General features: G+C 40.9%; 23 protein-coding genes. 9 read left to right on the forward strand and 14 right to left on the reverse strand.

The features are described from left to right. Position 1: 1 nt before the first annotated feature. A complete protein-coding gene (locus BLQ05_RS02835; RefSeq protein WP_023575617.1) occupies positions 2-442 on the forward strand; it encodes a hypothetical protein in 441 nt (146 codons plus the stop codon). Between the two features lie 58 nt (positions 443-500). Here BLQ05_RS02835 and rpmA read toward each other — a convergent pair whose 3' ends face one another. Together rpmA and rplU are read right to left on the reverse strand one after the other, a co-directional pair. Further along, the gene (gene rpmA, locus BLQ05_RS02840; protein WP_023573269.1) at positions 501-761 is read right to left on the reverse strand and encodes a 50S ribosomal protein L27; all 261 of its coding nucleotides are present in this window, start codon (positions 759-761) and stop codon (positions 501-503) included. Positions 762-784: 23 nt separating this feature from the next. Further along, positions 785-1,147, reverse strand: coding sequence for a 50S ribosomal protein L21 (gene rplU, locus BLQ05_RS02845; RefSeq protein WP_023575618.1), 363 nt, complete (start codon positions 1,145-1,147; stop codon positions 785-787). A gap of 187 nt (positions 1,148-1,334) precedes the next feature. Here rplU and BLQ05_RS02850 point away from each other — a divergent pair, with 187 nt between their 5' ends. Continuing rightward, on the forward strand, positions 1,335-2,660 hold the full coding sequence (locus BLQ05_RS02850; protein WP_035653970.1) for a M16 family metallopeptidase: 1,326 nt from the start codon (positions 1,335-1,337) through the stop codon (positions 2,658-2,660). A 108-nt stretch (positions 2,661-2,768) separates the two neighbouring features. Beyond that, the gene (locus BLQ05_RS02855) at positions 2,769-4,823 is read left to right on the forward strand and encodes a M16 family metallopeptidase (protein WP_023575620.1); all 2,055 of its coding nucleotides are present in this window, start codon (positions 2,769-2,771) and stop codon (positions 4,821-4,823) included. Positions 4,824-5,051: 228 nt separating this feature from the next. On the opposite strand, the gene BLQ05_RS02860 is transcribed toward BLQ05_RS02855, so the two are convergent. Next, a complete protein-coding gene (locus tag BLQ05_RS02860; RefSeq protein ID WP_023575621.1) occupies positions 5,052-5,918 on the reverse strand; it encodes a DMT family transporter in 867 nt (288 codons plus the stop codon). Between the two features lie 112 nt (positions 5,919-6,030). On the opposite strand from BLQ05_RS02860, the gene BLQ05_RS02865 reads away from it, so the two are divergent. Next, positions 6,031-6,408 carry a cation transporter gene (locus BLQ05_RS02865; RefSeq protein WP_023575622.1) on the forward strand — a complete coding sequence of 126 codons (378 nt, stop codon included), beginning with the start codon at positions 6,031-6,033 and terminating at the stop codon, positions 6,406-6,408. A gap of 46 nt (positions 6,409-6,454) precedes the next feature. On the opposite strand, the gene gldD is transcribed toward BLQ05_RS02865, so the two are convergent. From gldD to mutY, 3 genes are all read right to left on the reverse strand, one after another. Then, the gene (gene gldD / locus BLQ05_RS02870) at positions 6,455-7,030 is read right to left on the reverse strand and encodes a gliding motility lipoprotein GldD (protein ID WP_023575623.1); all 576 of its coding nucleotides are present in this window, start codon (positions 7,028-7,030) and stop codon (positions 6,455-6,457) included. Positions 7,031-7,113: 83 nt separating this feature from the next. Beyond that, positions 7,114-7,539 (reverse strand): single-stranded DNA-binding protein, encoded by a 426-nt coding sequence (locus BLQ05_RS02875; RefSeq protein WP_023575624.1) that lies wholly within the window; start codon positions 7,537-7,539, stop codon positions 7,114-7,116. Positions 7,540-7,577: 38 nt separating this feature from the next. After that, positions 7,578-8,621: an A/G-specific adenine glycosylase gene (gene mutY / locus BLQ05_RS02880; RefSeq protein WP_035653972.1), complete on the reverse strand. Its 1,044-nt coding sequence runs from the start codon at positions 8,619-8,621 to the stop codon at positions 7,578-7,580. Between the two features lie 110 nt (positions 8,622-8,731). On the opposite strand from mutY, the gene BLQ05_RS02885 reads away from it, so the two are divergent. Together BLQ05_RS02885 and BLQ05_RS02890 are read left to right on the forward strand one after the other, a co-directional pair. Beyond that, positions 8,732-9,046, forward strand: coding sequence for an HU family DNA-binding protein (locus tag BLQ05_RS02885; RefSeq protein ID WP_473964696.1), 315 nt, complete (start codon positions 8,732-8,734; stop codon positions 9,044-9,046). Between the two features lie 436 nt (positions 9,047-9,482). Then, positions 9,483-11,033, forward strand: a complete 1,551-nt coding sequence (locus tag BLQ05_RS02890) for an Rne/Rng family ribonuclease (RefSeq protein ID WP_035654079.1) — start codon at positions 9,483-9,485, stop codon at positions 11,031-11,033. A 169-nt stretch (positions 11,034-11,202) separates the two neighbouring features. Here BLQ05_RS02890 and BLQ05_RS02895 read toward each other — a convergent pair whose 3' ends face one another. Next, the gene (locus BLQ05_RS02895) at positions 11,203-11,643 is read right to left on the reverse strand and encodes a nucleoside deaminase (RefSeq protein ID WP_023575627.1); all 441 of its coding nucleotides are present in this window, start codon (positions 11,641-11,643) and stop codon (positions 11,203-11,205) included. Between the two features lie 38 nt (positions 11,644-11,681). On the opposite strand from BLQ05_RS02895, the gene BLQ05_RS02900 reads away from it, so the two are divergent. The 3 genes from BLQ05_RS02900 (at position 11,682) to BLQ05_RS02910 (ending at position 15,359) form a co-directional block, all read left to right on the forward strand. Further along, entirely contained in the window at positions 11,682-13,451 is a 1,770-nt protein-coding gene (locus BLQ05_RS02900) for a 1-deoxy-D-xylulose-5-phosphate synthase (protein ID WP_023575628.1), read from the forward strand. 41 nt (positions 13,452-13,492) lie between these two features. Next, positions 13,493-14,446: a DUF3078 domain-containing protein gene (locus BLQ05_RS02905; protein WP_023575629.1), complete on the forward strand. Its 954-nt coding sequence runs from the start codon at positions 13,493-13,495 to the stop codon at positions 14,444-14,446. An 88-nt stretch (positions 14,447-14,534) separates the two neighbouring features. Next, on the forward strand, positions 14,535-15,359 hold the full coding sequence (locus tag BLQ05_RS02910) for a hypothetical protein (protein WP_023575630.1): 825 nt from the start codon (positions 14,535-14,537) through the stop codon (positions 15,357-15,359). A gap of 61 nt (positions 15,360-15,420) precedes the next feature. Here BLQ05_RS02910 and BLQ05_RS02915 read toward each other — a convergent pair whose 3' ends face one another. The 7 genes from BLQ05_RS02915 to BLQ05_RS02945 form a co-directional block, all read right to left on the reverse strand. Beyond that, positions 15,421-18,720, reverse strand: a complete 3,300-nt coding sequence (locus BLQ05_RS02915; RefSeq protein ID WP_023575631.1) for a WD40/YVTN/BNR-like repeat-containing protein — start codon at positions 18,718-18,720, stop codon at positions 15,421-15,423. Positions 18,721-18,805: 85 nt separating this feature from the next. Then, entirely contained in the window at positions 18,806-20,149 is a 1,344-nt protein-coding gene (locus BLQ05_RS02920; RefSeq protein WP_035654082.1) for a deoxyguanosinetriphosphate triphosphohydrolase, read from the reverse strand. Between the two features lie 146 nt (positions 20,150-20,295). Further along, entirely contained in the window at positions 20,296-20,739 is a 444-nt protein-coding gene (locus BLQ05_RS02925; protein ID WP_035653974.1) for a GNAT family N-acetyltransferase, read from the reverse strand. Then, positions 20,726-21,448, reverse strand: coding sequence for an AAA family ATPase (locus tag BLQ05_RS02930; protein ID WP_023575634.1), 723 nt, complete (start codon positions 21,446-21,448; stop codon positions 20,726-20,728). The genes BLQ05_RS02925 and BLQ05_RS02930 overlap by 14 nt, the downstream gene beginning before the upstream one ends. A gap of 15 nt (positions 21,449-21,463) precedes the next feature. Further along, a complete protein-coding gene (locus BLQ05_RS02935; protein ID WP_023575635.1) occupies positions 21,464-21,691 on the reverse strand; it encodes a hypothetical protein in 228 nt (75 codons plus the stop codon). A gap of 89 nt (positions 21,692-21,780) precedes the next feature. Next, positions 21,781-22,284 carry an RDD family protein gene (locus BLQ05_RS02940; RefSeq protein WP_023575636.1) on the reverse strand — a complete coding sequence of 168 codons (504 nt, stop codon included), beginning with the start codon at positions 22,282-22,284 and terminating at the stop codon, positions 21,781-21,783. An 80-nt stretch (positions 22,285-22,364) separates the two neighbouring features. Continuing rightward, complete coding sequence (locus tag BLQ05_RS02945) at positions 22,365-24,767, reverse strand: ribonucleoside-diphosphate reductase subunit alpha (RefSeq protein ID WP_023575637.1); 2,403 nt, start codon at positions 24,765-24,767, stop codon at positions 22,365-22,367. Positions 24,768-24,840: the final 73 nt, after the last annotated feature.

Raw genomic sequence — 24,840 nt, forward strand, 5'->3', positions numbered from 1 at the left:
TATGATAAAAGTTAGAAAGCCCAAAATCCCAGCTGATTTACATTTAAAATACATTGGAAGACGAGTTAGTTATTTGTATGGCGAATCAAATCCTTCTTTTAAGAGTATCGGCATTGAAACGGATGCCAATCTTGGAGAAGAAAAAGATGTAATTGCTTTTAAAGTAGCTTTGTTTGACGGCAGTGAGCGATATATTTCTTTCTTATCCCGATGGGTTTATTCGAATGAAACGGGAAGTTTTAAAAGAGATGAAAATGCATTCATAACACATTATGAATTTATTGTTTCTGATAATTTGGTATTTGCAAGAGGAAATCTTTACTATAACATTGAAGATATTGAAGAAGCTTACGAATACATGCTCTTCTTAAGAAGCACTTCATTCATCTATCCTCAATTAGAAAAATACCAAATTGATTTTGAGGATTACACTACTAAATAAACAACAAAAAACCCCACTTCTTTCGAAATGGGGTTTTATATTGTTTAAGAGTATTTTCTTATGCTTCGAATGGAACTACAGAAACAAATGACTTGTTGTCACCTTTTTTCTGGAATTTCACTACTCCATCAACTTTTGCATGTAAAGTATGATCTTTACCCATGTAAACGTTTTCACCTGGATTGTGCTTAGAACCTCTTTGTCTTACGATAATGTTTCCAGCAATTGCAGCTTGACCACCATAAATCTTAACACCTAAACGTTTCGATTCTGATTCTCTACCATTCTTGGAACTACCGACACCTTTCTTGTGAGCCATGACGTACTAGTTTTTAATGTTAATTATTCTTCTGTAGCTTCCGCTTTTTTAGTCGCTTTTTTCTTTGGAGCTCCACCGCCAACGATACCTTCGATAACGATTTGAGTCAAAGATTGTCTGTGACCGTTTTTCTTTTTGTAACCTTTTCTACGTTTCTTTTTGAAAACGATTACTTTATCACCTTTTAAGTGTTGTAACACTTTGGCTTCTACTGAAGCACCTTCTACAGCTGGGGCGCCTAAAGTTACGTTTCCGTTGTCATCTAATAAAAGAACTTTGTCAAAAGAAACTTTTGCACCTTCTTCTACTGCTAAACGGTGAACATAAACCTTTAAGTCTTTGCTTACTTTGAATTGTTGCCCTGCTATCTCTACGATTGCGTACATAACAATAATGTTTAATTAATTTTTAAGTGTGCAAATATACAACTATTTCTTTACCTCGCAACTCTGTCGCTAAATTTTAGACTTAAAAAACTTAAAATCAGTCCAATCCATAAAATTTTATTCTAATTGTAACAAAATCACGAAATTGCACACTCATTATTGTAATATAAAATAACTATTAACTCTTATGAAAAAATCTTTAATGGCTTTGAGTACGCTTTTAATGCTTGGAGGTGTTGCTTCAGCTCAAAAAGTAGCATTTGAAGAATACAAACTAGACAACGGTCTGCATGTAATCTTACACCAGGACAAATCCGCGCCGGTAGTAATTACTTCGGTAATGTATCACGTAGGATCAAAAGATGAAAACCCGGAAAGAACCGGATTCGCTCACTTTTTCGAACACCTTTTATTCGAAGGCACAAAAAATATCGCACGTGGCGAATGGTTTAAGCTGGTAACGGCTAACGGTGGAAACAATAACGCCAATACATCGGAAGACAGAACCTACTACTACGAAGTTTTCCCTTCCAACAATTTGCAATTGGCTTTATGGATGGAATCGGAACGATTAATGCATCCGGTTATCAATAAAATCGGTGTGGACACGCAAAATGAAGTGGTTAAAGAAGAAAAAAGACTTCGTGTAGACAACCAGCCTTACGGAAACCTAATCACGGCTGTGAAACAAAACATGTACAAAGTACACCCTTACCGTTGGGCGCCAATCGGTTCCATGGAGCATTTGGACGCTGCAACTTTGGAAGAATTCCAGGCTTTCAACAAGAAATTCTACATCCCTAACAACGCTGTTTTGGTAGTTGCGGGAGATTTTGACCCGGCGCAGGCTAAAGAATGGATTAAGGGTTATTTCAGCCCGATTCCAAAAGGCACTCCGGTTGTAAAACAAAAATTTGAAGAAGCACCAATTACACAAACTATTAAAGCAACGTATCAGGATCCGAACATTCAGATTCCGATGATGGTGGCAACCTACAGAACGCCGTCAATGAAAACCCGTGATGCCAGAGTTTTAGACATGATTTCTTCTGTCTTATCCGATGGAAAAAGCTCAAGATTGTACAAAAAAATGGTGGACGACAAGAAAATGGCATTGCAGATCGGAGCCTTCAACTACAGTCAGGAAGATTACGGAATGTACATTTTGTATGGTTTACCAATGGGACAAAACACTACAGAAAGCTTAGTTAAAGAAGTGGACGAGGAAATCGTGAAACTACAAACCGAATTAATCTCTGAAAAGGATTTCCAAAAACTGCAAAACAAATTCGAAAACCAATACGTAAACAGTAATGCCAGCGTAGAAGGTATTGCGGAAAACCTGGCTTCTTTCTATTTGTTATACGGCGATGTGAACCTAATCAACACTGAAATTGACATTTACCGTTCCATCACCAGAGAAGAAATCAGAGAAGTTGCAAAAAAATACCTAAACCCGAACCAACGTTTGATTTTAGATTATGTACCTGCAAAAGACAAAGCACAAAACTAAGTTGACAATTACTATGAAATCGCCACTAACAACAAGTTTGTTGCAAACAAACACCAGCAAACAAAAGGCGATACCATATATGACCACAGACAAATAATTTTTACATATATGAAAAAATACATTTATATAGCAGCGAGTTTGTTTTTAACAATAACCATGCAAGCACAAGACAGAACACAACCAAAACCGGGACCAGCACCAACCATTAACGTTGGAAAACCAAGTTCTTTCGTTTTGAAAAACGGTTTGAAAGTTTTGGTGGTGGAAAACCATAAACTTCCGAGAGTTTCCTTCAACCTTACTATCGACAATGCTCCTTATGCGGAAGGCGATAAAAAAGGTGTTGCCGATTTAACAAGCGCTTTAATCGGCAAAGGAACGAAAAACATTTCCAAAGACGCCTTCAACGAAGAAATCGATTTCTTAGGCGCAAACATCAATTTCAGCGCAAGTGGTGCTTCCGCCAGCGGATTATCCAAATACGCAGGAAGAATCATGGAATTAATGGCTGATGGTGCCTTAAACCCGGTATTCACTCAAGTGGAATTAGACAAGGAAAGAGAAAAATTACTGGAAGGTCTTAAATCAGAAGAGAAAAGCGTAACAGCTGTTGCCGGTCGCGTTGAAGACGTTTTGGCCTTCGGTAAAAACCATCCTTCCGGAGAATATTTAAGCGAAGCTACAATCAAAAACGTAACATTAAATGATGTTATTTTAAACTACAACACCTATTTCGTTCCGGGCAACGCTTATTTGGTTATTGTGGGCGACGTGAAACTGAAAGACGTTCAGAAAATGGTGGAAAAACAATTCGGACCATGGAAAAAAGCGGTAGCTCCGGCATTAACATATACCGATCCTAAAAACGTTCAGTATTCGCAAATTAACTTCATCGACATGCCAAACGCGGTTCAGTCAGAAATCGCATTGGTAAACACGGTGAATTTAAAAATGACCGATAAAGAATATTTCGCCGGAATCCTTGCTAACCAAATTCTTGGTGGTGGTGGAGAAGGGCGTTTGTTCCTAAACTTACGTGAAAAACACGGATGGACTTACGGAGCATACTCTTCATTAGGTTCAGGGAAATACGTAGAGAAATTCCGTTCCGGAGCTTCTGTCAGAAATGCGGTTACGGATAGTGCCGTTGTGGAATTCATGAACGAACTGAGAAGAATCAGAACCGAATTGGTTTCTGCGGAAGATCTTAAAAACGCAAAAGCAAAATACATCGGAAACTTCGTGATGCAAATCCAGAAACCGGCCACCATTGCCCGTTACGCATTAAACACGGAAACTCAAGGTTTGCCGGCTGATTTCTACGAAAACTACATCAGAAACATCAATGCGGTTACCGCAGAAGACATCAAAGCGGCAGCTAACAAATATTTCTTAGCGGAAAACACAAGAGTGGTTATCGTTGGAAAAGCGTCTGAGGTTTTACCAAACCTTGAAAAAATGAGCGCGAAACAAAAATTACCAATCATGTATTTCGACAAATTCGGTAATCCTGTAGAAAAACCAAAAGTAAGTATTCCGATTCCGGCTGGCGTTACCGCTAAAACGGTTTTCAGTAACTACATTAACGCTATTGGTGGTGAAAAAGCGGTAAAAGCGGTTAAATCGGTTATAACTGTTTCTTCCGGAACCGTACAGGGAACTCCGGTTGAATTGACAACCAAAACCACTGCCGACAACAAAATGGCGGTTGAAATGAAAGCGATGGGAATGTCGATGATGAAACAGGTAGTTGGCGATAAAACAGGATACCGTGTAACTCAGGGTCAAAGAAAAGAACTGACTGCAGAAGAACTGAAAGAGCAAAAAGCGAGTGCCGTTCCGTTTGAAGAATTAACATTAGTAAACAATGCCAGCGCTAAACTTGAGGCTATTGAAACTATGAATGGAAACGACGTATATGTAATCAAAGAAGGTAAAAGCACTTACTATTACGATGTTAAAACCAATTTAAAAGTTGCAGAAGCCAAAGAAATGGAGCAGGGAGGTCAGAAAATGACACAAACCACTTACTATAGCGACTACAAGGAAGTGAAAGGAATCAAATTCCCTCATACAACCGACATGAATGTAGGTATTGAAATCAAATTAATGACTACGGAAGTGAAAATCAACGAAGGTATTGTTGCCGAAGATTTTAAATAAGAATACGGTTAGTTATAATTTTAAAAAGGTTGTCTGTAACGGACAACCTTTTTTATTGGAGCACAACTTAATAAGTACTTTAAAATTTTCAATTCAGTAGAAAACTGAGTGTATGATAATTTAAAAAAAAATCAGCCGCAGATTCGCAGATTGACAAATGCGTTAGAAATCTACGGTTATGTGGTTATGCATTCAAAAGCCAAGGACTGAGAATTAGCAACTCCCAAATTATTTTCTCGCCGAAAGATAAACCCCAATCAGAATTACAACCGCACCAAGTACCTGCACAAACGAAAGTACTTCACCATCAAGCAATCCCCAAAAAATAGCCACTACCGGAAACAGATACGCCGAAGACGAAGCAAAAACCGGAGACGTAATCTGAATCAGTTTAAAGAAAAGAATGTTCGCGATTCCCGTACCTACAATTCCCAAAATGGCAATAAACAGTACCGAATGCTGCACTTCCGGCTGCTGTACCACATTGAAAAATCCGGTAGAAATCAAAATAATTAGGGCCGGCACCAACATCACAAGAAAATTCCCCGTGGTAATGCTTATCGGATTCAGATCGGATAAATATTTTTTAATGAAGTTCACGTTGGCCGCATAACACAAAGTGGCCACGACAACGAACAAGGCATAGAAATAATTCTGCTCCGGATGATGCGCCGCACCACTCAGAATTAGAATTAGACTCCCGGTCAGGCCGATAACAATACCAATGAACTGGTTGCGCTGAAACGCCAATCCGAAAAAAGAAATACCCAGAATCAGCGTATTCAAAGGCGTCAGCGAATTTAAAACTGCACTCACCGAACTGTCGATTTCACTTTGCGCAAAAGCAAAAAGAAACACCGGCACAAAAGTTCCTGTTAAAGCCGTAAGCGCAATGTATTTCCATTTCCCTAACGGAATGGCCGCAAGACTTTTAAATCCGAAAATAAGCAGAAAAACAGCCGCAAAAAGCATGCGCAACGACCCTAGCTGAACCGGAGACAAGCCCACCAGTCCGCGTTTTATCAAAATAAACGAACTTCCCCAGATTAGCGAAAGCAGCACCAGTAAAATCCATTTGAGATGTTTTGATTCCATGAAACTAATTTTGAAATGTCAAAATTCTGTTATTTAAATGACAATCGACTCTTTTTTTGGGTAATTTTGTCGGCGATACTTTATCCGATTCAGAATCAAAAACTTAAATACTATGAAATTTTCAAAAGCAGCATTGACATTGGCACTTGCAGCCATCACTTTCACAAGTTGTAAAAAAGAAGAAAAAACAGCAGAAAACACAACAAACACTGCAGAAGCGGCAGCTCCTAAAAAAGAAATCGCGGCAGAAAATCTGGAAACGGCAAGTTTTGAAATCGAAGGAATGACCTGCGCCATGGGATGTGCCGCTACCATCGAGAAAAAATTAGCCGAAACGGAAGGTGTTAAAGAGGCCAAAGTCGATTTCGAAACCAAAACCGCAACGGTAGCTTTTGACAAAACCGTTAACAATCAGGAGACGCTTACCAAAATTGTGGAAGCCGTTGCCGATGGCAAATCCTATACGGTAGCCAACTACAAAAAAGCATAACAAAAAAGGAACTCGATCGAGTTCCTTTTTTTATTTATTTGATTTCTCATTTCCACTTAACACTTTCCATAATCTTTCGCATATCGTTCTTGATATACGCTGCCGCGGGAAGGATGGAATCGTAATTCGGTTTCGCATAAAAATATACCGAACCAACTAAGAAATGTCGCGTACTGTCGGTGACATAAAACTGTGCGTTGGTGGCCGCATTACCCCCTACCTGATAAAACATTCCGTAGGCTTTGTGTTGCGGATTTACAAAAGGCTGTTCGGCTATATCATCCGCCTTTACAACATGCTCATAGGTTAATTTTTGTGCATCGCGAAGCAATTGATCGATATTGTTATTCACCGGCTTGTAATTCAGATAAATGGTTGCCTTCATCTTCGGATATTGGATTTCCATGGAACAATCCTGTTTCATTGTCACTTTTGAACTTTCGTTGATATCAAAAGAAAAAGAACAATTTCCGGAAGTATTGGAAAACGCACTGTATTTAGCAACCGGATAGTCCAATCGCAAATGACTTTTGGGTTTTGGCACCGCTTCCTCCTTACAGCTCATTGCGGCAAGGGAAACGAAAACACCCAACAAAAAAACGATAGCTTTACTTCTTATCATAATACAAAAACCTTACGCTGAATTTTGGCGTAAAGATACAATGTGAAACGCAGTTTTCGAAAGTTTATTTGAAGTCCGAAAAATTAAAACGGCAAATCTTCGCTACCCGAAGGCGCAATCGGAGGTTCATTCGTTTGCGAAGTGTAACCCCCTTGTTTTTGTTCAGTATCTTTTTTGGTGGTCAAAAACGTGAATTCGGTCACCTGAATTTCGGTAGTGTACTTAGTAGTTCCGTCTTCAGCCTGCCACTGACGCGATTTGATGCGGCCTTCAACATAAATCTTATCGCCTTTGGTCAAATACTTTTCGCAGATTTCGGCGGCTTTGTTGCGGACTACCAGATTGTGCCATTCGGTAGAAGTGATTTTCTCCCCGGTGGTCTTGTTGATGTAAATTTCGTTTGTCGCTAACGGAAATCGTCCGATGCAATTTCCTCCTTCAAAATAGTGCATTTTCACATCGTCACCCAAATGTCCTATTAAAATCACCTTATTTAATGTCCCGTTCATGGCTTGTATCTTTTAATTATACTCAAATATAGCAATTTCTATACATCTGCCCAATGTTCCTCCATAAAATTGTGGATTACGATGGGAAACGGGTATTTTTTCAATTCCTCAACCCCTAACGCCTCCTGAACGATTGCATCCGCCTCGACTTGCCAAAACCGGATATGCAAATGCTGATGCGAAAGCTTGTGAATGATTTCATTATGATGCAACGGTCGGATGTTTTTCGGCGTAAAACCAAAAGAATGTAAGGCTATCAACCGAACCGCTTCCTCAAAATCAACCTCCTGAAGCGTTTCCAGTAACGGAAATTCGTATAAATTATGCCAAATGCCTTTAGCGGTTCTTTTCTGAATCACCGAATTACCTGCACGGTCCTTTATAATAAGATAGTTGAAATACCGATGAACCACTTTGGTTTTCTTCCGCTTTACGGGAAGTGTATCGACTTTTTTGTTCTTTAAAGCCAGACAACTTCCGTTGAAAATACAATTACCGCAATCCGGATTCTTCGGCACACATTGCAACGCACCAAATTCCATCATCGCCTGATTGAATTCGGACGCTTTGCCTTTCGGCAATAATGAGGCGGCCAATTCAAAGAATTCTTTTTTCGCTGCCGCAGATGAAATATCGGTTTCCACATCAAAATAACGTGACAAAACGCGATACACGTTTCCGTCCACAACAGGAACCGCTTCGCCGTAAGCAATCGAAGCAATAGCGGCGGCCGTATATTCCCCCACTCCTTTAAGTTGTAACAAACCTTTATAGGTGCCCGGAAATTTTCCGTTTAAATCGAAAGCGATAACTTTTGCCGTTGCATGCAGGTTGCGCGCCCGGGAATAATATCCCAATCCCTGCCAAAGTTTCAGCACCTGCTCTTCATCGGCAGCAGCCAAATCAAAAACGGTAGGAAAGGCTTCTGTAAATCGCAAAAAATAAGGCAATCCCTGCGCCACACGCGTTTGCTGCAACATGATTTCGGAGAGCCAAATGGGGTACGGATTGGAAGTTTTTCGCCAGGGCAAATCACGTTTTTCGCGTAAATACCATTGAATTAACGAGTTAGTAAAATTCATCATAAAAAATTGGTAAACAAAAATAAAACTTTATGTAATTAAATTTTAATCGATTAAGGTTGAAAAATTGTTTTTTTAATTCCTATATTTGCACACTCAAAAAATTACACATCAATATAAAACGAAAGAAAATGACGAAAGCAGACATCGTAGCGAAAATTTCTGAGAAATTGGGTCTTGAAAAAGGAGACGTTCAGGCGACAGTTGAGTCTTTTATGGACGAAGTAAAAAACTCTTTAGAAACTGGAGACAATGTATATTTAAGAGGTTTCGGAAGCTTCATTATCAAAACGAGAGCTGAAAAAACCGGAAGAAACATCTCCAAAAACACTACAATCAAAATCCCTGCTCACAATATTCCAGCTTTCAAGCCGGCGAAAATTTTTGTTGATGGAGTGAAAACGAATACGGAAGCAAAAAATTAACTAATTTATTAATCACTAAACACTACAAGTTATGCCAAGTGGTAAAAAAAGAAAAAGACATAAGGTAGCTACTCACAAACGTAAAAAGAGAGCGAGAGCTAACCGTCATAAGAAGAAAAAGTAGTTTAAAACTACTTTTTTCTTTTTACAATTAAAAAGTTCATTGACAACGGGAATTTAGAAATCAGAAATCAGAAATCAGAATTTGGAAACTTTCAAAAGAAACTATAGTTGTAGTTTTAATCAATAAGACCCTTTATTCTAACTTCAAATTTCTAACTTCTAAAATAACCCACCGGGTACAATACCTGTAAAATTATTGTTTAATCCATCTGTACGGATTGAATGTAGAATTCAGAATTCGGAACTTAGAATTTTTCTAACTTCTGATTTCAAACTTCTACTTTTATAAAGTATGGATAAAAATGTACACATTTTGAACAAAGAATTAATTATTCGAACCAGTTCAGATGCCGTAGATTTTGCCTTATTAAAAGATGGAAAACTAATTGAATTGCACAAAGAAGAAGGTGGCGAGGAAAAGAACGGATTTCAGGTAGGTGATATTTTTATCGCCAAAATCAGAAAACCGGTTCCGGGACTAAACGCCGCGTTTGTTAACGTAGGTTTCGAGAAAGATGCATTTTTGCACTATCACGATTTAGGACCCAACCTCTCTTCAATGATCAAATTCATTAAACTTGTAAGCGCAGGTAAACTAAAAGATTTCTCCCTAAAAAACTTTCCTTTTGAACCGGAAATAAACAAGGATGGTGCCATCAGCGACGTGCTGAGTGCCAACCAGTCTATTCTCGTTCAGGTAGTCAAAGAACCGATATCAACCAAAGGTCCGAGAATAAGCTCAGAGCTTTCCCTGGCCGGAAGATACGTGGTTTTAGTTCCTTTCTCCGACAGGGTTTCGGTTTCACAAAAAATCGAATCCAAAGAAGAAAAAGACCGATTAAAACGACTGGTGCAGTCTATCAAACCAAAAGGATTTGGTGTTATTGTTCGCACAGTAGCAGAAGGCAAAAAAGTGGCCGAACTGGACAAAGACTTGCAAAACTTGCTCGACAAATGGACGGCAACCTGCAAAAGAATACCAACCGCTCATCATCCGTCACGCATTTTAGGAGAAGTAAACAAAGCTTCTTCCATATTACGCGACGTATTTAACGACACCTTCACGGGAATTTATGTCGATGATGAGGATTTGTATTATCAAACTAAGGACTATTTGCAAGAAATAGCGCCTTCTAAAGTCTCGATCGTCAAGCACTATCAGTCGAGAGACTTGCCTCTTTTTGAGAAGTATAACATAGAACGACAAATAAAAACGTCTTTCGGAAAAACGGTTTCCATGAGTAAAGGGGCTTACCTTATCATAGAACACACGGAGGCTTTACACGTTATCGACGTTAACAGCGGTAACCGATCCAATAAAGCCACCAATCAGGAAGACACCGCACTGGAAGTGAACATGATTGCCGCCGCAGAAATTGCACGACAACTCAGACTTCGCGACATGGGCGGCATTATTGTAATCGATTTTATTGATATGCAGAATCCGGACAATCGTAAAACACTCTACGATTTTCTGAAAGAGGAAATGAGTGACGACAAGGCGAAACATAAGATCTTGCCCCCTAGCAAATTTGGATTGATTCAAATTACTAGACAAAGAGTCAGACCCGAAGTGAATATCAAAACAAGAGAAGAAGATCCCAACAACGAAAGTGGGGAAATTGAAGCTCCGATATTAATAATTGATAAAATAGCGGCTGATCTTGAACGAATTATCAAAGACCATAAAAAGGTTGTCCTAAATGTACACCCTTTCGTGGCAGCATACCTTACTAAAGGTTTTCCATCCGTACGTTCAAAATGGTTTTTTGAACATACCAAATGGGTAAAAATCATACCGCGTGACGCTTACACGTTCCTCGAATACCATTTCTTTGACAAACAGGGAAATGAGGTTCGATAAAAAACCAAAACCGCCCGTTGTGAAACGAGGCGGTTTTTTTATGTGTCATTGTGAAAAAATCGAAGTAGTCTGGAGCTGTTTCCCGCTATCCGCTCTATCTTTTTTGCAGTACAATGGTTTATGAACAAGCCTTGCCAAGCAAAAAAGGATGCCGCTGCTATCGGGGCTATTAGCGTCGCTTTTTAAAAAATGCCTTCATTAAATTACCGCATTCCTCTTCCAGTACACCACCAACCACCACCGTTTTCGGATGCAATTGTGTGCCCATTTTTACAAAACCGCGTTGGTCGTCCCGCGCACCAAACACAATTTTCGTGATTTGCGACCAATACAACGCGCCGGCACACATCTGACAAGGTTCGAGTGTGACATACAACGTACAGTCCTTCAGGTATTTTCCACCCAAAAAATTCGCCGAGGAAGTAATCGCCTGCATTTCCGCATGGGCAGTGACATCGTTCAGCAATTCGGTTAAATTATGTGTGCGTGCTATCACACGATTGTCAACCACAACAATGGCGCCAACCGGAATTTCCCCTTTTTCAAAAGCGACTTCCGCTTCCTGCAGGGCTTTTTTCATGAAATACTCGTCAGTGAAAATATTTTCCATAGAAACAAAAATACAATTTCATATTGTACATTTGTACTATGTCCGAAAAACTCTTGCAAAACATCCAAAACCCAACCGATTTACGGAAACTCACTCCGGAACAACTGCCTGTTTTGGCAAAAGAACTCCGCGATTTCATCATTGATATTGTTTCCCGAAAAGAAGGGCATTTGGGCGCCAGTTTGGGCGTAATCGAGCTGACCATCGCTTTGCATTACGTATTCAACACCCCGGATGACCAACTGGTATGGGACGTGGGGCATCAGGCGTATGGACACAAAATCCTAACCGGACGAAGAGATGTTTTTCACACCAACCGACAGCTAAACGGCATTTCCGGTTTTCCCAAGCGCAGTGAAAGCGTTTACGATACGTTTGGCGTCGGGCATTCATCTACCGCCATCTCAGCCGCATTGGGCATGGCTTTGGCTTCGAATCTTAAAGGAGAAACCGAAAAACAACACATTGCCGTTATCGGAGACGCATCCATCGCTTCGGGTATGGCATTTGAAGGTTTGAATCATGCCGGAGTTACCGATGCCAATCTGTTGGTTATCCTTAACGACAACGCTATAGGCATCGACCCAAGTGTGGGTGCCTTAAAAGACTATCTGACAGCAGTAAAAGCAGGCAAAAACCCGAAAGACAACAACATGATGAAGTCGTTGAATTTCGAGTATTCCGGACCCATTGACGGACACGATTTTGACGCACTACTGAAAGAATTACACCGATTAAAACATAAGAAAGGACCAAAATTCCTTCACATCATTACCACCAAAGGCAAAGGCATGCAATTAGCCGAAGAAGATCAGGTGAAATACCATGCTCCCGGAAAATTTGATGCTGCCACCGGAGAAATCCATCCCAAATCGGAAGAGCATTTACCGCCGAAATTTCAGGATGTTTTCGGTCATACCTTAGTGGAATTGGCACAACAAAACGAAAAAATTATCGGAATCACACCGGCCATGCCCACCGGTTCTTCGATGAAATTCATGATGGACGCCTTTCCGGAAAGAGCCATCGATGTGGGTATTGCCGAACAACATGCCGTAACTTTAGCAGCCGGAATGGCTACACAAGGCATGGTGGTTTTCTGCAACATCTATTCTACCTTCATGCAGCGGGCCTATGACCAATTGATTCATGACGTCGCTTTGCAGAATTTACCGGTAATTTTCTGCCTGGACCGAGCGGGATTGGTAGGTGAAGACGGTGCCACTCATCATGGCGCATATGATTTGGCCTATCTGAATTGTGTCCCTAATATGATACTTTGTGCCCCAAAAGACGAACTGGAATTGCGCAACATCATGTACACAGCCCAACTTGGACTGGAGCATCCGATTGCGATTCGGTATCCCCGCGGAAGAGGAATCATCCAAAACTGGAAACAGCCCTTTGAGAAAATCGAAATCGGAAAAGCCAAACAACTTCAGAAGGGATCTGAAATCGCGATACTGTCAACAGGTTTCATCGGAAACAATGTAACAGCAGCATTAAGTCTGACTCACAATTCCGACTTATTTTCGCATTATCATTTTCCGTTTGTAAAACCTTTGGACACCGATACGCTGAAAGAAATCTGCGAAAACCACCAACACCTTATCACCATTGAGGATGGGACTGTCGTGGGCGGCTTCGGAAGCCTGGTTGCTTCTTTCTGTACCGAAAACAGCTGTTCCGTTTCTGTAAAAAAACTCGGAATTCCCGATGCTTTTATCGAACAGGGAACCGTTTTGGAACTACAACAAATTTGCGGTATCGACGTTAATAGTTTGAAAACCATTTTCTCAAGTCATTGAAAATGTTCATTTTTGCACCAAATTTAACCTAACGACTTATCATGAATTGCTTAAAAACCTACTTTTTAGGACTAATTTGTATTATTTCCTTTCAGCAAAGTTTTGCACAGGACATCATCAGGACTTCAGCACCGGACACCATCAAACGATGGAAGGGTAAAAACATTGTTGGACTCGACTTAACGCAGGTTTCTTTCGTAAACTGGAGTGCGGGTGGTGAAAATTCGATTTCAGGGATTTTAAAAGGTGCTTTTGTGCGCAAGTACACCAAGAATCGTTTCGTTTGGCATAACGAGCTTATTGCGCGTTACGGACTGAACAAACAAGACGGAAGAGAGTCGAGAAAAACCGATGATGCGATTCAACTGAATTCGACTGCCGGATTTAAAACCGATTCCATTTCCAATTGGTATTACTCGGCCAAATTTAATTTCAACACACAGTTCACCAACGGATATGCTTATCCTAATACGGAATTGGCCATTTCCAAACCATTTGCGCCAGCCTACATCTTTTTGGGTGTTGGTGCCGAATACATTAACAAGGACGATGGTTTTAAAGCCTATTTTTCACCGTTAACCCAAAAAACAACCTTGGTTTTCGACGAACGTTTGGCAGACCAAGGTGCCTTTGGGGTAACCAAAGCCAATTATGATGCCGATGGAAACCTGATCAGCCACGGAAGACATTCGAGAACCGAACTTGGAATCTTACTTACCAATCAGTACAAAAAGGAAATCTTTAAGAACATCAATCTCGATCACCGTCTAACACTATACAGCGATTACATCAATAATTTCGGCAATATCGATGTCGACTGGCAGTTACAGTTTGATATGGTTGTGAATCAATACGTGAGAGCAAGTGTCGCCACACACCTGATTTACGATGACGATATCAAATCCAAAGAAGATCTTGACGGTGTTCAGGTAACCCGTGGTCCAAAAGTACAGCTGAAACAAATTCTGGGAGTTGGTTTAAGTTATGTATTTTAATAGAAAAAATCTTACATTTACATTTTTAATTTAAATTCGAAAACTATAGACACAGAATAACAACGAAACCGCAACAACTACACAACAAATGAAACTTATTATTGACCAACTTAAAGAGTGCATCAGGTCGCATCCGGATGTTCTCAACAGTTCCATTGGCAACACGCCAAGCTGGAAAAGAACGCAATGCATTGTACTCGCACAAATCATTTCGGATGCCCTTCTAAAATCGGAAGTGCTGAAAGGTTCCAAAACAAACCATAAGGCCGCATCCATTTCGTCTATGACACTGCAAAGAATATTCAGTGATTCCTATACCGAAAAGGTAAACCCTGACCTACGGTTTTTAAAAACGCTGGACAAGTTGGCCATTTTCTTAGGATACACCTCACTGAACAATTTTCTTTCCCATCAGAGCGAAAAGGAAAAAGAAACAGAAGTACTGGAGAGCAAAAAGCAAACGGAAGCTTTTGAAAAATTGATATTCGGGTATTGCCAGGAAAGCTTCAAATGCCTTCAGAATCTTCCGGCCATCAATTGTGGGGAACTATCCAATTATGTATTTGATGACGGTCCTTTAAAGAAGCGGATAAAAAAGGCGCTTACCAAATATTCCAACTACAACATCCTGATCAGCAACATAGAAAACAAGGCCACTTTTACCATTAGCGATTTTAATATGGTTACAGTAGAAGAGGATTTGGTCGTACTGTCGGTAACGGAATCCTGGCACTTTGAATGGAAAAGCGCTAACGACAACGAAGTTAACCGCTATAACAAAGAAAACCGTCAAAGTTATTTCCTGAAAGAGCGCGACGGAAAATGGAAAATATGGGACAACCACAACCCCGATTACAATGAATTAATTCTGGAAGTTAAAAAAGCGTATTCAACACAAGATCTTTCCGTTTAGAGTCGGTTAAATAAAAAAAAGGGAACCAAATGGTTCCCTTTTTTTATTATTAATCGATAGCTTATTCAAGAATAACTTTTTGGTTATAGTCAAGGTTTTCACCGTTAACTTTAACTACGTATACCCCTTTTTGCAAACCGCTCATGTTAATGGCGCTTTGTGCATTGAAGTCATTGACATCCTGATTGTATACTTGTCTTCCGTTTAAATCAAAAACCTGAACAGATAATTTACCGGAATAATTGTTAATTGCAATGTTCAACTGTCCGTTTGTTGGGTTAGGGTACATTTTGATCCCTTTAGATGCAGCGAAATCCTCATTGGATAAAGTTGTCCCTGTGAACAATCCGGAGAAAATCCCTCTACCGTATGTTGCCGCGAAAACCGTATTGTCATTTCTTAAATCCAAATCGGTAACTTTCACGTTGCTCATACCGTTGTAAGACTGATACCATGTTGGTGTAGCCGAATCAAAGTTGTTGGAAAACCAAACTCCCAATTCGGTACCAATAATCACCTCTGTAGCAAAACCGCTTCCATCAACTTTCAATGGATTTCTCATAATCGCCTTCACTGGTAAATCAGGTAAGTTTCCTTCTTTATTTGACCATGTTGCTCCACCGTCTTTAGAATACCACACACTAACCACATTATAGTTGTGCATAGTAACAAAAATCTCATTATTATTCGCGCCATACTCCACATCAGAAACACTTCCCACAAATGAAGGGCCCGTAATATCTGTCCATGTTGGTGTTGCGTTTGCATTAGTCAGTCGTAATAACTTACCTAATCTGTTTCCTACTAACAATGTTGTAGAAGTTGTCGTATAAGGCGAAACTGCGAAAGCTGTTGGAGGGCTTGTTAAAAGAGCATTGGTCAAATTCAGACGTGCAACCGTACCTGCTTTAATGTTACTGTATCTTCTTATCTGATAAGTCGTTCCAACGGAATAATCAGAATACAACATATCCATATTAGAATCCAACACCATCGGAGCAATAAAAGCACCATTAGCCGCTGAACTCGCATCATTATCCAAAACCCTTGTTGCTCCGGTTGGGAAAGGGCGGTAAACTACCGTATTATTGTATACGTAATTACTGATGTAATATTTATCGGCATCTTGAGAAAACATGGTAAACGCCCCGTCTCCGCCTTGTGATTCCACAGAACTGTTTATCCCTGCAGTAGCGTTAGCGAAATATTGCGTTCCGTTATCCTGAGCACCGGCAGCGAAAAATTCTCCTGAACTTGTTGGCGCTACACCCAAACTGTAAAATTGCGTGATATTCAAACCATTATTACGTGCGTTAATTCCACTCGTTGTAGTCGCAGCAGACAAACTAGCTGCATAATAAACACCACCGTCATTACCGAAAATGGCACTGTTAGTAGCGTTCGGTCTGAAAGCCATTGCATGCTGATCCGAATGCACTACCTGCATCCAATCTGAAATCTGCGCCCATGAGTTACCGCCGGTTGTAGATCTGTGAAGATTCAATCCCCCCACATACACATTCTGATCGTTGGCCGGATCCGACTCAATAAATAAATTATAAAATGCCTGCTGTCCTGTAAATCCAAAAGTTGCCGATCTCGAATCGTTATCCGGAGGCAAAGGAAGGGTTGTTGGCGCTGTAGCGAATCCATCAAGCGTTCTGAACAAAGCCACTTCGATAGTCGGGGTAGCCGTCGCCTGATTAAGTTCACTCAATACATAAATTTTATTTGCATTCGTTGCGGAAGCTTCGATTTGAACGCGTCCTCCACCACCATTTCCGGTAACGGTAAATTTGTCCACGAAAGTCACACCGTCAGCTGATGAAAAGACTTTTCCGCCACCATCTCCAAAAACCACACTACTTGTCGTAGCAACCCAAACTTTACCGTCTGCAGCGATTTCAATGTCATTCGGACAGTGCTTGTTACCGTTTGCTGTTAATGGAAGGGAAACCTCTGTCCAGTTCGCTCCGCCGTTTACAGATTTAAACAATCCGAATCCGGGACCGCCAAGGTATGTTGGGGAATTCGCAGCTGAATAATAAGTGTCACCTGCGGCTACATAAATTTCTGAAATTCCGCCGTTATTTCTTACTTTAATGTCGTTAATATGCTGTTGTCCCGGCACCAGATTACCCGTGAAAGGACCTGTACTCGGATTCAATGTTCCGTTCACCGTTCCGGCCAATACGGCAGCTTGTAAAATATCACCATCCGCTTTTGAAATCATGATGGAAGGAATAACAATCCCCGGGTCAGTACCTCCCATAGGGATTGGTGTACCGTCAATGTTATTCATCATAATTACACCAATTGCTCCGGCCGCCTGTGCATTGTTTACTTTATCAACAAACGGACATGTTCCTCTTCGGATTAAGGCAATTTTTCCATTTACAGACGCTCCGTTAACCAAAGCGTTACAACCCAACGTTGAAGTTGCGCCAGTACCGTCATCTACCAAAACAATGTTTGCGGTAATCGGAGCTGCAATAGCCGGTCCGAATGCGGTCGTTGGATAACATGCGTAGTTACCTGCAACGCCTGCAGGGCTGTTAATTGTTAAATTAGCCGCAGCCTCAAAAGTAGTAGGCCCGGTAATTCCACCGAAAATCTTAGTCCAAGTAGCTCCGCCGTTCGTAGATTTCCAAACACCATCGCCATTAACATCTCCACCTACATACGATTCTCCCGTTCCTACATAAAAAACATTAGTGTTGTTGGGGTCGTAAGTAATTGCAGATACCGCTAAATTTTCAGGAATGTTTACTCTTGTCCATACTGTAGCCGCATTGGTGATATCAGTGTTTTTCCATAAACCACCACTTACTCCACCGGCAAAAACGGTCTTATAAGTTGCGTCATTCGGATCGAACATAAGCGCTCTCACACGTCCGCCAACATTGTTCGGCCCTCTTTCCACCCAATTGTTATCACTGGCATCCCCAGGGGTTCTGCCGGCAGCAAGAGCTTGTTGTCTTTCCAAGGCCAATTGTTTTCTGATAGAAGCCAGATTTTCAGGCGTTGGTCGTCCCAAGGCAGGGTTCATGGTCAATTCCCACTCCATCTCATAATATTTATTAGGAGGAATTCCCATGGCTTTTCTTTCTTTTTTAGAAAGTTGCATGGTTTTTTTAAACGGAGTATTCGCTAAAAATTTAGCGTGCTGTTTTCTTAAAGCCTTCGTCTTCTTGTCCGGCTTAGTACGGGTGGATGCAATTTTTTTTGCTCCGGAAGTTGCAATAACTTCTGTTTTTTTACCCGAACCATTAGTATTGCCTTCTTGTATCGGACTCGTTTGTGAGTATCCGTTCACAAAAAAAGCTGAAATACTTAATGATAATAGTATTAGTTTTTTCATAAATCTATAGTTACGATTTTAGTTAAGTTACACAAAATTAAACTTTTAATTGTATTTTCAAAAAAAAAGTTAAAATTGTAAACAATCATTGTTTATCTCCTTGAATTGTTTTGAAAAGTTGTAGCGCTTTTCCATCAGTAAGCATGGATACAAAATGACAGATGTGCATCAACCGTTCGTACAGACTCATCTTCTCGGTTACGAATTTCTCCGGAAGCAATTTCAGAATCAATTCGTCGTAATTGCTTGATTTTCCCTCAAATTTATTGTTATAAGCCGACGAAAACTTATCCAGCAGCATATTAATAACCTGATAACCAACCACTTCTTTCTCAATAACTTCCTTACTCTGATAAATGTTTTTCACACTGATTCTGATTACATCATCCATCTGGGCTTTGAACTCGCTTTTATCGGTTAAGGCATAGGGAAATTTCCCTTCCAGAATCCGTTTTTCATTTTCGATGAATACTTTTACCGCATCGTTAATCAAGCTTCCGATAGCCAAAGCGCGCAAATAACTGATACGGTCCTCTTTGGTAACCAATGCGTTGTATTTATCGGAATCGATATTCTTCTTCACCAACTTAATCAGGTATTCCAGAGCGAACTCCTCCTGAATCAGTCCGAGATTAATGCCGTCTTCGAAATCGATAATCGTATAACAAATATCATCGGCCGCCTCCACCAAATAAGCCAATGGATGCCTTTCGAAACCAATGTCATCGCCTGATTTGTTAGAAATCAGACCCAACTCGGCAGCCACTTCTTTAAAAAACGCTTTGTCCTGCTGGAAGAAACCGTATTTTTTGTCGGCAATATTGGAGGTGGGTTTTTTGGGCAGACTTTCTTTCGGATACTTCATAAAAGCACCCAGAGTCGCATAGGTCAAACGCAGACTGCCTTCCACACCCGGACGCGAACCGGTTACAACTGAAAAGCCGTTGGCATTCCCTTCAAAATCAATCAGATCCTGCCATTCCTTGTCGGTTAACTGTCCTTTAAACTGTTGTCCGTTTCCGGTTTTGAAGTATTCGCCAATCGCTTTTTCGCCCGAATGCCCGAACGGCGGATTTCCGATGTCGTGTGCCAAAGCCGCAGCAGCGACAATCGCACCGAAGTCATTCATATGATACCCGTGAATTTCTTTTAAATGGGGATATTTTTCCAGCAATTGCTTTCCTACCAAACGTCCCAGCGAACGTCCCACCACGGAAACCTCCAGACTGTGCGTCAGTCGGGTATGTACGAAATCGGTTTTGGAAAGCGGAATCACCTGTGTTTTGTCCTGTAAACTTCTAAAAGCGGAAGAAAATATGATTCGATCGTAGTCGACTTCAAAACCCAAGCGGGTGTCGTCCTGTTCTTTTCGCAAACGTTTGCTTGTATCGCCCTGGCGTCGTAACGACAAAAGCTGTTCCCATTGCATCATAACCTAAAATTGAGAATTTAGATTACGAATGTACAAATTGAAACCCACACCAAAAAAAAATAACTTTTTATTCCGATGAAAGGTAAAAGCGGGTTCCTGAAATCTTCGGCAAACAATAACTTTCGAAAGAAAATTAAAATCTGTTATATATATTTTTTCATGCAGACGCTGCTTTCCACCCCGATGTATTGTCCGTAATTCGGAATTTGTTGGTAACCGAACTTTGTATACAACGCAATGGCGTTTTCCAACTTGACAGAAGTTTCCAGTATGCAGCTTGTAAAACACAATTCTTTAGCCCACGTTTCGAGTTCCTGTAAAACCGCATTGGCTATTCCTTTGTTACGGTGTTCCGGATGCACGAACATCCGTTTGATTTCACCGGTTTCGGAATCGTATTCTTTGAGTGCGCCACAGCCTACCGGAACATTATCTTCATAACAAACCATCACATTTTGAAGATAGATTTGATTGTACTGTGCGAAAAAGTCTTTCTCATCCCCATCAATGTCAATCAGATAGGTGTCAAACAATTGGGTCAGGTATTTGAAATCGGGATTGTCGGAAGTGGTTCTAACGAGTTGCATTATTATCGGATTGTTTGTGAATTTCGGCCTGAATGATGTTATTCTTAACCGATTTGAACACGTGATTCTTGGCTTCGGCGAAGGAAACATCGTAAATACGCTGCATGGTTTGAAATTGCGCAGGATATTTCGAAAGCAATTTGTCGTAATAAGTATCCAAAACTTCTCTGGAAGGCGAAGTGAATTCCAGTTTGAGTTCGAAGCGACGTACCAAAGCTTCGTCAATCATTTGGATTTGATTGGTTGCCGCGATCAAAACGGACTTCTTCGGAAAGTTGTCAATCAGTTGCAGAATCGCATTCACCACACGTTTCATTTCACTGCTGTCTTTGTTGTCGTAATCACGGATTTGCCCTAACGAATCGAACTCGTCAAAAAACAATACCGCACTTTCATAGTTGACTTCCTTGAACAAGCCTTCGATATTTTTAGCCGTTTCCCCCAATTTCGAAGAAACGATATTCGCCAGATTGACAATGATAATTTTCTTGTCCAATTGTTTGGCGATGGCTTTTGCGGTCATGGTTTTTCCGCATCCGGTTTTACCGTACAGCAGCATTTTGTTCACCACCGGCAAGTCGTATTTTTCCAGCACTTCTCGAAACTGGTATTCTTTCAGAAACTGACTGATCTGTTCGGAAACGGCTTCGTTGAAAACCACATCTTCCAGACTGACATTACTTCGATCGGTGAAATACAGATTGCTCAAGGAAAGTATTTTTAATTACTCTTTTTGATTGGATAAAAAGAAATTACGGGATTTCTTCGGATACTGATCGTAACTTTTATCGCTTGGGTTTTCGATTACCGATTTGATATTGATCTCATCGCCTACTTTAAAATTAGCTTCGGTGTATTGGTAATCCAGTAAATATTCCCCGCAGAAATAATTCCCGTTGGCATCTTTCTCAATGATTCCGGTATACACGCCTTTTTTCTTATCTTTTGTCATAATCGTACTTTTAGAAATGCAAAGATACGAAGACATTGCCGATTTGACCTAAAATAAAAACAGCCGTCACGATGACGGCTGTTTTTACTTTACTCTTCTTGTTTTCCAATCTCGTCGAAAGAATAAAACAAATCCTTTTTTTGATCAAATACATCTTTCTTTACCACATAAGTATCCGAAATGGAATCGTGCCAGCCTCTACCGGAATTCCCTAAAAAAGAAAAATGATTAAAAGGTATGATGCGACAAAATGTTCTTTTTACAATTGTTCCCGCCGAAGGCTTTGAACCGTCTGCCATAACCACAACCGTTTTAGTAATGTATTTGGCAATCGATCTTGCAAACAAAATTTCGAAGAAAGAATAATAGAGGATTAACATTACAACTCCAAGTAGATATTCGGTTATTTTATCAATATTGGCAAGCCAATCCAACATTCCCTCATACCCTGCAAACATAGCAAAAGCTGCGAGTACAAATCCAAAACCGAATGTCAGTCCGTACTGCACCAATAAATCAATAAAATAATTTGCCAAACGTTGGCCCTGGGAAGCCAGCATGTCGTTGGTTACTTTGAATTGTCCGTTTTCCATGGTTTGTTTTTTTTGCTAATATAAGAAAAGCCATCAAAATTGACGGCTCTTTCTTCTATATTCTAGGTCCAATTTTCCGATTAAGATCCACACATTTCGCAATCCTCAGGTCCGGCGTTTTTGGAACGTTCCAACATGGCTTTGAATTCGTCTTCCGTCATCGCGGCGTTTTCATTGGCCACTTCTGCTGCAACTGCTATCGGTTCTGCTTTCTTATCGTTATTTAAGGTGAACTTAATCGCATCAACGGCCGATTTCGTTCTTAAATAATACATCCCCGTTTTCAATCCGGATTGCCAAGCGTAGAAATGCATCGAGGTTAATTTGGAGAATGTTGCCCCTTCCATGAAAAGGTTCAACGATTGCGACTGATCGATAAAATAGCCACGCTGACGCGACATGTCGATAATATCTTTCATACTCATTTCCCACACCGTTCGGTACAATTCTTTGATGTCCTGCGGAATGCCGTTGATATCCTGAATCGAACCGTTGGCTCTCATGATTTCCTGCTTCAACGTTTCATTCCATAATCCCAAGCTTACCAAATCCTGCAACAAGTGTTTGTTTACCACGATGAACTCGCCGGACAACACACGTCTTGTGTAAATGTTGGACGTGTACGGTTCAAACGCTTCGTTGTTTCCAAGAATTTGTGACGTTGACGCAGTTGGCATCGGCGCCATTAATAACGAGTTACGAACCCCATGCTCCATCACTTCTTTACGAAGCGAAGCCCAATCCCATCGACCACTTAAATCGCCGTCATTTAACCCCCAAAGGTTGTATTGGAATTCCCCCTGAGAAATTGGCGAGCCTTTGAATGTTGAATATGGGCCTTCTTCTTTAGCCATTTCCATCGAAGTGGTTACGGCTGCGAAATAAATCGTTTCGAAGATTTCCTGATTCAGTTTTTTGGCTTCGTCTGACGTAAACGGCATTCGCAATAAGATGAACGCATCCGCCAAACCTTGCACACCCAATCCGACCGGACGGTGACGCATGTTCGAGTTTTCCGCTTCCACTACCGGATAGTAGTTTCTGTCGATTACTTTATTTAAGTTTCGGGTAACGCGTTTGGTTACGTCGAATAATAATTTGTGGTTGAATTCCCCATTTTCGATAAACATCGGTAACGAAATCGAGGCTAAATTACACACCGCGATTTCATCCGCAGAGGTATATTCCAAAATCTCCGTGCATAAATTCGAAGAACGAATCGTACCTAAATTTTTCTGATTGGATTTACGGTTGGCCGCATCTTTGTACAACATGTAAGGCGTTCCGGTTTCGATTTGCGACTCCAGAATTTTCTCCCAAAGCTCACGCGCCTTGATCGTTTTTCTTCCTTTCCCGGCGGCTTCGTAAGCAATGTACATCGCATCGAACTCATCACCATACACATCGTATAATCCCGGACATTCGTTCGGACACATCAATGTCCAATGCGCATCGTCCTGCACACGTTTCATGAACAAATCGTTCATCCACATCGCGAAGAACAAATCACGCGCACGCATTTCTTCTTTTCCGTGGTTTTTCTTCAAATCCAAGAAGTCGAAAATATCGGCATGCCACGGTTCGATGTAAATCGCAAAACTGCCTTTACGTTTTCCTCCACCTTGGTCTACGTAACGCGCCGTGTCGTTGAAAACACGTAACATCGGTACGATTCCGTTCGACGTTCCGTTGGTGCCGCGGATGTAAGAACCTGTTGCTCTTACATTATGAATAGACAAACCGATGCCTCCCGCCGATTGCGAGATTTTAGCCGTTTGTTTTAAGGTATCATAAATTCCGTCGATACTGTCATCCTGCATGGTTAACAGAAAACAAGACGACATTTGTGGTTTTGGCGTACCCGCGTTGAACAATGTTGGCGTAGCGTGGGTGAAGAATTTCTTCGACATCAATTCGTACGTTTCGATTGCCGCAGGAATATCGTTTAGGTGAATCCCAACGGAAACACGCATTAACATGTGCTGCGGACGCTCTACAATCTGTCCGTTGATACGCAACAAATAGGAACGCTCCAGGGTTTTGAATCCGAAATAATCGTAATTGAAATCACGGTTATAGATAATTGTGGAATCCAAAATTTCCGCATTCGCCATAATCGCCTCATACACCTCATCCGACAACAAAGGGGATTCCTGACCAGTTCTCGGATTCACGTAATGGTACATATCGGACATCGTTTCAGAGAACGATTTCTTGGTGTTTTTATGCAAGTTGGAAACGGCGATACGCGCTGCCAATTGGGCGTAATCCGGATGCGTTATGGTCATGGAAGCCGCCGTTTCAGCCGCTAAATTATCCAATTCCGAAGTGGTAACTCCGTCATACAAACCTTCAATAACGCGCATGGCTACCTTTACCGGATCAACCAAATCGTTTAATCCGTAGCATAGAATTCTCACTCGGTCCGTAATCTTGTCAAACATTACCGGTTCTCTTCTTCCGTCTCTTTTTACTACATTCATCTTGTTATTGTTTTGAAGGTTTTATATATGATGGGCAAAGCCCTGAATTTTCATTTTGCAATTAACCCTTTTG

This window comes from Flavobacterium saliperosum, assembly GCF_900100625.1.
GTDB classification, from domain to species: domain Bacteria; phylum Bacteroidota; class Bacteroidia; order Flavobacteriales; family Flavobacteriaceae; genus Flavobacterium; species Flavobacterium saliperosum.

Excerpts from the sequence above, each read along its gene's own strand:
- gldD (WP_023575623.1), bottom strand. The coding sequence starts at position 7,030 with ATGATAAGAAGTAAAGCTATCGTTTTTTTGTTGGGTGTTTTCGTTTCC.
- BLQ05_RS02855 (WP_023575620.1), top strand. The coding sequence starts at position 2,769 with ATGAAAAAATACATTTATATAGCAGCGAGTTTGTTTTTAACAATAACC.
- BLQ05_RS02940 (WP_023575636.1), bottom strand. The coding sequence starts at position 22,284 with ATGGAAAACGGACAATTCAAAGTAACCAACGACATGCTGGCTTCCCAG.
- BLQ05_RS02920 (WP_035654082.1), bottom strand. The coding sequence starts at position 20,149 with ATGCAATGGGAACAGCTTTTGTCGTTACGACGCCAGGGCGATACAAGC.
- BLQ05_RS02860 (WP_023575621.1), bottom strand. The coding sequence starts at position 5,918 with ATGGAATCAAAACATCTCAAATGGATTTTACTGGTGCTGCTTTCGCTA.
- BLQ05_RS02910 (WP_023575630.1), top strand. The coding sequence starts at position 14,535 with ATGAAACTTATTATTGACCAACTTAAAGAGTGCATCAGGTCGCATCCG.
- BLQ05_RS02935 (WP_023575635.1), bottom strand. The coding sequence starts at position 21,691 with ATGACAAAAGATAAGAAAAAAGGCGTGTATACCGGAATCATTGAGAAA.
- BLQ05_RS02865 (WP_023575622.1), top strand. The coding sequence starts at position 6,031 with ATGAAATTTTCAAAAGCAGCATTGACATTGGCACTTGCAGCCATCACT.
- BLQ05_RS02895 (WP_023575627.1), bottom strand. The coding sequence starts at position 11,643 with ATGGAAAATATTTTCACTGACGAGTATTTCATGAAAAAAGCCCTGCAG.
- BLQ05_RS02905 (WP_023575629.1), top strand. The coding sequence starts at position 13,493 with ATGAATTGCTTAAAAACCTACTTTTTAGGACTAATTTGTATTATTTCC.
- BLQ05_RS02900 (WP_023575628.1), top strand. The coding sequence starts at position 11,682 with ATGTCCGAAAAACTCTTGCAAAACATCCAAAACCCAACCGATTTACGG.
- rplU (WP_023575618.1), bottom strand. The coding sequence starts at position 1,147 with ATGTACGCAATCGTAGAGATAGCAGGGCAACAATTCAAAGTAAGCAAA.
- BLQ05_RS02915 (WP_023575631.1), bottom strand. The coding sequence starts at position 18,720 with ATGAAAAAACTAATACTATTATCATTAAGTATTTCAGCTTTTTTTGTG.
- rpmA (WP_023573269.1), bottom strand. The coding sequence starts at position 761 with ATGGCTCACAAGAAAGGTGTCGGTAGTTCCAAGAATGGTAGAGAATCA.
- BLQ05_RS02945 (WP_023575637.1), bottom strand. The coding sequence starts at position 24,767 with ATGAATGTAGTAAAAAGAGACGGAAGAAGAGAACCGGTAATGTTTGAC.
- mutY (WP_035653972.1), bottom strand. The coding sequence starts at position 8,621 with ATGAATTTTACTAACTCGTTAATTCAATGGTATTTACGCGAAAAACGT.
- BLQ05_RS02925 (WP_035653974.1), bottom strand. The coding sequence starts at position 20,739 with ATGCAACTCGTTAGAACCACTTCCGACAATCCCGATTTCAAATACCTG.
- BLQ05_RS02875 (WP_023575624.1), bottom strand. The coding sequence starts at position 7,539 with ATGAACGGGACATTAAATAAGGTGATTTTAATAGGACATTTGGGTGAC.
- BLQ05_RS02835 (WP_023575617.1), top strand. The coding sequence starts at position 2 with ATGATAAAAGTTAGAAAGCCCAAAATCCCAGCTGATTTACATTTAAAA.
- BLQ05_RS02850 (WP_035653970.1), top strand. The coding sequence starts at position 1,335 with ATGAAAAAATCTTTAATGGCTTTGAGTACGCTTTTAATGCTTGGAGGT.